Source organism: Nocardioides sp. NPDC057767 (assembly GCF_042798275.1).
In the GTDB taxonomy this organism is placed as follows: Bacteria; Actinomycetota; Actinomycetes; order Propionibacteriales; family Nocardioidaceae; genus Nocardioides.
The window spans coordinates 103155-111819 of record NZ_JBHVKJ010000012.1; the positions used below are offsets into that span (position 1 = coordinate 103155).

General features: G+C 69.5%; 8 protein-coding genes. 6 read left to right on the plus strand and 2 right to left on the minus strand.

Annotated features, from left to right (window positions below; all coding sequences use genetic code 11):
- Positions 1-26: 26 nt before the first annotated feature.
- Positions 27-1184 (minus strand): ROK family protein, encoded by a 1158-nt coding sequence (locus ACFVDI_RS08800; RefSeq protein WP_378903040.1) that lies wholly within the window; start codon positions 1182-1184, stop codon positions 27-29.
- Between the two features lie 167 nt (positions 1185-1351).
- Between ACFVDI_RS08800 and ACFVDI_RS08805 the strand changes: the two genes are divergently transcribed.
- From ACFVDI_RS08805 to ACFVDI_RS08820, 4 genes are all read left to right on the plus strand, one after another.
- A complete protein-coding gene (locus tag ACFVDI_RS08805) occupies positions 1352-2521 on the plus strand; it encodes a glycoside hydrolase family 19 protein (RefSeq protein ID WP_378903043.1) in 1170 nt (389 codons plus the stop codon).
- Positions 2522-2713: 192 nt separating this feature from the next.
- Positions 2714-3577 carry an alpha/beta hydrolase family protein gene (locus tag ACFVDI_RS08810; RefSeq protein ID WP_378903046.1) on the plus strand — a complete coding sequence of 288 codons (864 nt, stop codon included), beginning with the start codon at positions 2714-2716 and terminating at the stop codon, positions 3575-3577.
- A 78-nt stretch (positions 3578-3655) separates the two neighbouring features.
- A complete protein-coding gene (locus ACFVDI_RS08815) occupies positions 3656-4018 on the plus strand; it encodes a non-heme iron oxygenase ferredoxin subunit (protein WP_378903049.1) in 363 nt (120 codons plus the stop codon).
- Positions 4015-5274 carry an NAD(P)/FAD-dependent oxidoreductase gene (locus ACFVDI_RS08820; RefSeq protein ID WP_378903052.1) on the plus strand — a complete coding sequence of 420 codons (1260 nt, stop codon included), beginning with the start codon at positions 4015-4017 and terminating at the stop codon, positions 5272-5274. The genes ACFVDI_RS08815 and ACFVDI_RS08820 overlap by 4 nt, the downstream gene beginning before the upstream one ends.
- A 162-nt stretch (positions 5275-5436) precedes the next feature.
- On the opposite strand, the gene ACFVDI_RS08825 is transcribed toward ACFVDI_RS08820, so the two are convergent.
- Positions 5437-5967, minus strand: a complete 531-nt coding sequence (locus ACFVDI_RS08825; protein WP_008355758.1) for a Dps family protein — start codon at positions 5965-5967, stop codon at positions 5437-5439.
- A gap of 138 nt (positions 5968-6105) precedes the next feature.
- Between ACFVDI_RS08825 and ACFVDI_RS08830 the strand changes: the two genes are divergently transcribed.
- Together ACFVDI_RS08830 and ACFVDI_RS08835 are read left to right on the plus strand one after the other, a co-directional pair.
- The gene (locus ACFVDI_RS08830) at positions 6106-7065 is read left to right on the plus strand and encodes a helix-turn-helix domain-containing protein (RefSeq protein ID WP_378903057.1); all 960 of its coding nucleotides are present in this window, start codon (positions 6106-6108) and stop codon (positions 7063-7065) included.
- Positions 7066-7321: 256 nt separating this feature from the next.
- Positions 7322-8614 carry an ABC transporter substrate-binding protein gene (locus ACFVDI_RS08835; protein ID WP_378903060.1) on the plus strand — a complete coding sequence of 431 codons (1293 nt, stop codon included), beginning with the start codon at positions 7322-7324 and terminating at the stop codon, positions 8612-8614.
- Positions 8615-8665 lie beyond the last annotated feature (51 nt).

The window sequence follows — 8665 nt, forward strand, 5'->3', positions numbered from 1 at the left end:
CCAGGCACGGGCTGCACGCGTCTGGGTCAGTGGTTCGAGAAGACCTCGTCGCGGGCGGTGTCCAGGCCCATCTGCAGGGCGCCGCGGAGGACCGGGTTGCCGGAGATCTCGGTGGGGACGACCGCGGGGACGTTGGGGCCGAGCGAGGCGATGGCCTTCTGCACGCGCTCGGCCAGGACCGGCCCGCCGGCGCGCCCGACCTCGCCCGCGAGCACGCACAGCTCGGGGTCGAGCACCACGCAGATCCCCGCCAGCCCGAGGGCGAGTCTTCTGGCCAGCTCGTCGAGGAACGGCTCGGCATCGAGGTCACCCTCGACCGCGGAGCGTACGCAGTCGACACCGTCGCCGCTCAGCCCGAACGCGCGGGCGAGGGTGTCCATGGCCTCGACGCTGACCAGTGACTGGAAGGCGGCGTGCTGTGGGCTGTCGGTGCCGTGCGGCGTGGAGGCGCCGGGGACCGCCAGGTAGCCGATCTCGCCGGCGCCGCCGCCGGCGCCACGGTGGAGGCGGCCGTCGACGATCACAGCGAGCCCGAGGCCGCGGTCGATCCAGGCGAGCACCGAGTCCTTGACGCCGTGGGAGGCCCCGGCGGACTGCTCGGCGAGCCCGGCCAGGTTGACGTCGTTCTCGATCAGTATCGGCCGCTGGAAGCTGCGGCGGAGGTCCTCCAGGACGCCCGCGCGCCAGTCGGGCAGGTCGTTGGCGAACCGGATGTCGCCGGTGCGCGGGTCGATCATGCCGGGGGTGCCGATCGAGAGGCAGCGGAGCTGCGTCATCGTGATGCCGGCGCGCCGGGTGGCGTTGGCGACGGTGGCCCGTACGGCCTCGACCGGGTCGGAGGCCTCATGGGGGTCGAGCTCTCCGGTGGCCAGCTCGGTGCCGGTGATGTCGGCGACCGACGCGGTGATCTGTTCGGGCCCGATGTGGAGGGCGGCGACGTAGCCCGCCGACGGGACCACGCCGTAGAGCGCGGCGTTGGGGCCGCGGCCGCCCTGCTGCGCCCCGACGACCTCGACCAGGCCGCGCTCCCCGAGCCTTGTCAGCAGCTGCCCGGCGGTCACCTTCGAGAGGCCGACGAGCTCGCCGAGCCGGGTCTTCGTCACCGGCCCGTTCGAGAGCATCAGGTCGAGCGCCGCGCGGTCGTTCGTGTCGCGGATCAGGTGTGTCTTGGGTGCTCTCGACATCGGCGGTGCTCCTTTCGTGGGCGAGGGTGGCGTACGGAAAACCAACCTAACAATTCCAGCGCTCCCGCCGGTGTCTGTCCAGGCCGGGGTCTAGACGTTAACTGTAAAGGAACCTTACAGTAGGTGTTTCGATCGCCATCCATCTCAACCCCCTCAAGGAGTTTGGAATGCGTACTACCACGAAGATCGCCGTTCTCGGCGGGATCTTGCTGGCGCCCGTCCTGGCCATGGTGCCGACGAGCCCCGCAAGTGCGCACGGCTACATCTCGAACCCCCCGAGCCGGCAGGCACAGTGTGCCGCCGGCACCGTGGAGTGCGGGGACATCAAGTACGAACCGCAGAGCGTCGAGGGCCCGAAGGGCCTGACCAGCTGCTCCGGCGGCAACGCCCGATTCGCCGAGCTCGACGACGACTCGAAGAACTGGCAGGTCACGCCCGTGGGCAAGACCCAGACCTTCAGCTGGTCGCTCAGCGCCCGACACAGCACCAGCACCTGGCAGTACTTCATCGGCGGCACCAAGATCGCCGAGTTCGACGACGGCGGCGCGCAGCCGCCGGCCACCGTCGAGCACCAGGTCGACTTCGGGTCCTTCACCGGCCGGCAGAAGGTGCTCGCGGTCTGGAACGTCGCCGACACCGCGAACGCCTTCTACGCCTGCATCGACGTGAACATCGGCGGCACCGCCACCGACCCGGAGTCGCCGGCGCCGGTGGCCGGGGAGTTCCCGGTCAGCGAGGCGCAGTTCAACCAGCTCTTCCCCAACCGCAACCCCTTCTACACGTACGCAGGGCTCGTCGAGGCGCTCGGCGCCTATCCGGAGTTCACCAATGCTGGGGACGAGGCCACCCAGAAGCGCGAGGCCGCCGCGTTCATCGCCAACGTCGCCCACGAGACCGGTGACCTGCAGTACGTCGTGGAGCAGAACCAGGCCAACTACCCGCACTACTGCGACACGTCCCAGCCCTACGGTTGCCCGGCCGGCAACGACCAGTACTACGGCCGCGGGCCGGTCCAGCTGAGCTGGAACTTCAATTACAAGGCCGCCGGGGACGCGCTCGGCATCGACCTGCTGAACAACCCCAACCTGGTCGCCACCGATCCGGCGGTCGCCTGGAAGACCGGGCTCTGGTACTGGAACACTCAGAACGGCCCCGGCACCATGACCGCCCACGCGGCCATGGTCAACGGCGCCGGCTTCGGCGAGACCATCCGGTCCATCAATGGATCCATCGAGTGCAACGGCGGCAACCCGGCCCAGGTGCAGAGCCGCGTCGACAACTACCGCGAGGTCACCTCCCTGCTCGGGGTGGACCCGGGCGGAAATCTGTACTGCTGACGCCACACCCTGCACAGAAACCGGCGGCGTACGCAGCCCCACCTGCGTACGCCGCTTGTCTCTGTTTTGTGACAGCCGCCCAAAAAGGTTCTGCCTCTGTGCCGGTGCCGGGTGCCCGCCGACGCCCCTACCTTCGAGTAGCAACCGGAACCCCGGACAGCCCGGGGCCGGATGGACGAAGGAGCATGCTCGGTGCTCAGATCACTTTCTCTCCGAATCGCCGCGGTCACCGCGGCCGTCACGCTCCCCCTCTTAGGCCTGGTCGCGCCGGCCGAAGCGGAGAGCCCCTACGAGCGCGGGCCGGACCCGACGTCCGCCAGCGTCCTCGACAACGGCACCTTCTCGCTCTCCTCGACGTCGGTGTCCTCGCTGGTCACCGGCTTCGGCGGCGGGACGATCTACTACCCCACCTCCACCACTGCCGGGACGTTCGGCGGTGTCGTCCTCGCCCCCGGCTACACGGCCTCCTCGTCGTCCTACTCCTCGGTCGCGCGCCGGGTGGCCTCGCACGGGTTCGTGGTCTTCGCGATCGACACGAACACCCGCTACGACCAGCCCGACAGTCGCGGCTCGCAGATCCTGGCGGCCGTCTCCTACCTGAAGAACAGCGCCTCCTCGACGGTCGCCTCGCGCCTGGACGAGACCCGGATCGCGGTCTCCGGTCACTCCATGGGCGGCGGCGGCACGCTCGCGGCGGCCAACCAGGACTCCTCGATCAAGGCCGCGGTCGCGCTGCAGCCCTGGCACACCGACAAGACCTGGCCCGGCATCCAGATCCCGACCATGATCATCGGCGCGGAGAACGACAGCGTGGCGCCGGTCAGCACGCACTCCATCCCGTTCTACACCTCGATGACCGGGGCGCGGGAGAAGGCGTACGGCGAGATCAACAACGGCGACCACTTCATCGCCAACACCGACGACGACTGGCAAGGGCGCCTGTTCGTCACCTGGCTGAAGAGGTACGTCGACGACGACACCCGCTACTCGCAGTTCCTCTGCCCGGCACCGTCCTCGATCTACCTGTCCGACTACCGCAACACCTGCCCGGACTGAGCCTCGGTCCTGACCCCAGAACCGGCCACCCCGGGGGAGGTGGCCGGTTCTTCGTGGTCCACGTTGGAAGATGGGTGCATGACCGGAAATACTGGAAATGGCGGAACCAGCTCAGGCATCCGCGTCGCCTCCGTCGACGACATCCCGGAGGGCGAGGGCATCGCGATCTCCTCGAAGATCACCGGCACCGAGGACGACATCGCCATCCTGCGCGACGACGACGGCACCTGCTGGGCTCTCAACGACACTTGCACCCACGAGACCGCATCCCTGGCCGAGGGCTGGGTCGAGGACGGCGACGTCGAGTGCCCGCTGCACTCCTCGCGGTTCAACCTCAAGACCGGCAAGGTCGACGGCCTCCCCGCCACCCGCGACACCGTGCCGCATCGGGTCGAGGTGCGTGACGGGGAGATCTACCTCTTCCCCGGCGAGAGGCCGTGACGGTCTCCTCGGTTGTCGTCGTCGGTGGCGGCATCGCCGGTGTCTCGACCGTCGCGGAGCTGCGGAAGAACGGGTACGCCGGTGAGCTGACGCTCATCAGCGTCGACCCGTTCCCCTACGACCGCCCGCCGCTGTCCAAGGAGTACCTCGCCGGCGGCCGCGATCTCGACTCCATCGCGCTGCAGGCTCCGGAGTGGTACGCCGAGCAGCAGATCTCGTTGATCGAGGGTGCGTTGGTGGAGGCGCTGGACCCGGACGCCGGCACGGTGACGCTGGCGGACGGTCGACAGCTCTCGGCCGACAGGATCGTCCTGGCGACGGGCGGTCGGCCGTTGTGGCCGGACATCGAGCGCGTCGTCCGAGACCGTCCATCAGCCGGCAGTGGAACCTCGGTCTCGACCACCGGGATCCACACGCTGCGAAGTGCCGAGGACGCCGATGCGCTGCGACAGGTGCTGCTCCCTGACACGCGGCTGCTGGTCGTCGGGGCCGGGCTGATCGGGGCCGAGGTCGCCTCGACCGCCCGGAAGCTCGGGTGCGAGGTCGTGCTCGTGGATCCTGTCGACCCGCCGATCGCAGCGGCGGTCGGTGCCCAGGTGGCTGCGTGGCTGCACTCCCTGCATGCGGCCCATGGCGTGGAGACCGTGACCGCGACGGTCGAGACGCTCGAGTCGACGAGCGCCGGAGTGGTCGCACACATCGCAGGCGAGCCGGAGCCACGTACGTTCGATGCCGTCCTGCTCGCCGTGGGTATGGTGCCTGACACCGCCTTGGCGAAGGCCGCCGGGCTGGACGTCGACAACGGTGTCGTGGTCGACGACGATCAGGTCACGTCGCTCCCGACGCTTCTCGCCGTCGGTGACTGCGCCCGTCGACGAGGCCATCGGCGCGCGGAGCACTGGGAGGCCGCGGTGCACGACGGCCAGCGGGCGGCCGCGACGATCCTCGGCATCGACGCCCCCGCACGAACCGCGCCGTGGTTCTGGACCGACCGCTACGACCTGCATGTCGAGGCCGTCGGGGAGATGCGCTCGCCCGACGGAGCTCACCAGACAGTCGTACGCGGCACGGTCGGCGAGCCGCCCTTCTCCGTGTTCACCATCCGCGGTGAGCACGTCATCGGCGCAGTCGCGGTGGACGACCCGAACGCCGTGCGCGCAGCGCGCCGGATGATCGACCGAGGGGTCGACGTACGGGCCTCTGATCTCGCCGATCCCGGGACCGACCTGCGCAAGCTGTTGCGCGGGGCCAGGTAGCTCTCGGCCGCAAATTCCCGCCATGGCGGGAATTTGCCGGGCGATCCGCGCCAACACCCGCGCATTTCCCCGCCATGGCGGGAAAGTGCCGCCCCGACAGGCACCGGAACAGCGAAGGACGGCGCCCCGCGGAAGTCGCGGGACGCCGTCCTAGGGGAAAGATCAGACGGTCAGCTGGGCAGGCTTGGACTGGTTGGCGACGCGGTTCTCGGAGTCGATGAACCAGGCGAGCTGCTCGACGCGGGTGATGATCGCGTGGAGCAGGTCGGCGGTGGTCGGGTCCTCGGCGTCGATGTCGTCGTGGATCTCGCGAGCGGTCTTCGAGGTGGCGTAGAGCGCGGCAGCGGCGAGGTCGGCGGCGGTCGCGGTGTCGACCTCGGTCGCCGGGAGCGGCGCGAGGGTGGTGTCCTCGGCGACGGTGCCGGTGCGGCCGTCGGGGAGGATGTAGAGCGCGCGCATGCGCTCGGCGACCTCGTCGGTGAAGTCACGGGCGGCGTCGACGACCTCGTCGAGGACGAGGTGCATGTCGCGGAAGTTCTTGCCCACGACGTTCCAGTGCAGCTGCTTGCCCTGCAGGCTGAGCTCGGTCAGATCGACGAGCAGGCGCTGCATCTGGGTCGCGAACGCCGGGCTCGGGATGAACGCGGGGTGCGAGGTGTGCGTGGCGCTGCTCGTGTCGGTCTTCGTGGCCATGTTCGGTGGGTCCCCCAGATTGAAGAGTCGGTCTTTCGTGGTGGCACCCACTGTGCCACCTTTTCCTGAACGATTCCAGAAAGGTAAGTCTTCCCTAAGTCATCGCCTCGGGGTCATGGCACGCCGTAGAGTCGTGGCGTGCCGCAATCTCCCCTCGTTGCACAGGTACGTCGCCCAGAGGTCTTCGAGACCAGCCGGCTGAGCGCGGATGCGCAGGTCGAGGCATGGGAACGCCACAACGCCTGTGCGCTGGTCGCGCTCTCCTGCCGGCCCATCGACGGCCAGGGGTTCGACGCGCAGGAGGTCAACCTGCAGCTCGACGAGGTCCATCTGGCGCGGGTGCGGGCCACCCGCCACGTCGTCGAGCGACCGGCCAGTCTCGTCAAGGAGATCCCCGCCCGATCGATCGCCGTCTATGCCAGTCTCCGCGGTGAGGCGATCCTCGAGTACGCCGGCCGTCGCCAGGTCATCCGGCCCGGACAGCTGATCGTCTGCGACGTCGACGCGCCCTTCCTGCGCGGCTTCGGCCACGGTCTCGAGGAGCTCGCGGTCAAGGTGCCGGTGGAAGCCTTCGCGGCCCGCACCGGGATCGCGTCGATGCCCTCGCCGCTAGTCCTCGACGCCGGGCGCGGCCAGGACCCACACGGGCGCGCGCTGGTGCAGATGGTCGGCCGCGCGCTCCGGCCCAACGACCCGGTGCCTGCCGACGAGGGCGCCGTACTCGACCTGATCTCGGTGATCGCCACCGGCGGAAAGGTGTCCCTGGCCACCGCCCACCGGGCTGCGGCGAAGGCGTTCATCGAGGACCACCTCGCCGACCCCGGCCTCTCCGCCGGCGCGGTCGCCGCAGGCGCCGGCATCTCCGAGCGTCACCTCTCCCGGCTCTTCGCAGACGCCGGCACCAGCGTCCCGCGCCACATCCTCGCCCGCCGCCTCGAGCTCGCCTACGCCATGCTCGCCACCGGCTCGGACCCGGCGATCCGCACCGTCGACGTCGCCGAGAAGTGCGGCTTCACCTCCGCCTCCCACTTCTCCCAGGCCTTCCGCAAGCGTTTCGGCGTCGCCGCCGGAGACGTACGCCGCGCCGCCCGCGCCTGACCTCCAGCCGAGGCGTCACCCCCGTCGGCCGAGGCGTCAGGCGCGTCGGCCGAGTGGTCAGCCGAGTGCCAGCTCGGCCGACGTGAGTGACTTCTCGGCCGACGTACGTCACTTCTCGGCGCGAAAGGGTGACAAGTCCACCAAAGATCCGATAGGTCTTCCATGCGATTTTCCGCCAACCGAACCCTGCTTCCCACCCGTAGGGGCGCTGGCGGACGACACTCTCGTTCACCCCACACTCTCTAAGGAGACGTACGTGCGCAACGGACTCACCACCGGACGCGGCCTGAGCTTGGCCGCCGCCGGTGTCGCAGCGATGGCGCTGACCTTGACGGCCTGCGGGTCGGGCGGCATCGACGACGAAGGCGGTGGCGGAGAGGACACGCTCACCATCGGGTTCGTCTCGACCGAGACGGGCTCCTCGGCGCCGTTCGGTGAGGCGAACAGCTTCGTCGTCGACGAGATGGAGGCCTACTTCAAGGACCACCCGGTCAAGGTCGGCGACAGGGAGCTCGACGTCGAGATCGTGGTGCGCGACGCGCAGAGCGACACCACGAAGGCCGGGGCGGTGGCCGGCGACCTGATCAACAAGGACGGCGCCGACATCATCGTCGCCTCCTCGACGCCCGACATCGTCAACCCGGTCTCGGAGCAGTGCGAGGCCAACTCGATCCCGTGCGTCACGACGGTCGCCCCGTGGCAGCCGTTCGCGATCCGCAGCGGCGACAAGCCGGCCGAGCTGAAGTACAGCTACCACTTCTTCTGGGGTCTCGAGGACGTCGCGACGGTCTACGCCGACATCTGGGGCAAGGTCCCCAACAACAAGAAGGCCGGTGGCCTGTTCCCGAAGGACCCCGACGGCGAGGCCTGGGGCGCCAACTTCCCGGCGCTCACCGAGGCGTCCGGCGTGAAGATCGACAACCCGGGCAACTACCCCAACGGCACCAAGGACTTCTCCGCCCAGATCAGCGCCTACAAGGGCCACGACGTGCTCGTCGGCGTCCCGATCCCGCCGGACTTCACCACGTTCTGGCAGCAGGCGAAGCAGCAGGGCTACAACCCGAAGGTCGCCACCATCGGCAAGGCGCTCCTCTTCCCGAGCAGCGTCGAGGCGCTGGGCCCGATCGCCCACAACCTCTCCACCGAGGTCTGGTGGACCCCGACCGCGCCCTACAAGTCCTCGCTGACCGGTCAGTCCGCGCAGGAGCTGGCGGACGCGTACGAGAAGAAGACCGGCAAGCAGTGGACCCAGCCGCTGGGCTTCGCGCACGCGCTCTTCGAGGTCGCGACCGCGGCGGTGACCGAGGCCGGCTCGACCGACGCCGACGCGATCACCAAGGCGCTGTCCGGTCTCGAGGTCTCCACGGTCGTCGGTGACGTCGCCTGGGGCACGGACGCGAACGTCCCGCCGTACGTCGCCAAGACCTCGCTCGCGGGTGGTCAGTGGCGCCAGGTCGAGGGCGGGGAGCACCCGTTCGAGCTGGTCGTCGTGCAGAACTCGCTGGCTCCCGACGTACCTCTCGGGGGCGAGCCCGAGGCCCTCAAGTGACCTCTGCCCCACTGTCGGTCGAGGCCTCCAGCAGCGCGCCCGGCGGCGCGC

What these genes read in the sequence shown, in the direction of transcription:
- ACFVDI_RS08805 (WP_378903043.1), top strand. Translation starts at nt 1,352, where the DNA reads ATGCGTACTACCACGAAGATCGCCGTTCTCGGCGGGATCTTGCTGGCG.
- ACFVDI_RS08800 (WP_378903040.1), bottom strand. Translation starts at nt 1,184, where the DNA reads ATGTCGAGAGCACCCAAGACACACCTGATCCGCGACACGAACGACCGC.
- ACFVDI_RS08815 (WP_378903049.1), top strand. Translation starts at nt 3,656, where the DNA reads ATGACCGGAAATACTGGAAATGGCGGAACCAGCTCAGGCATCCGCGTC.
- ACFVDI_RS08825 (WP_008355758.1), bottom strand. Translation starts at nt 5,967, where the DNA reads ATGGCCACGAAGACCGACACGAGCAGCGCCACGCACACCTCGCACCCC.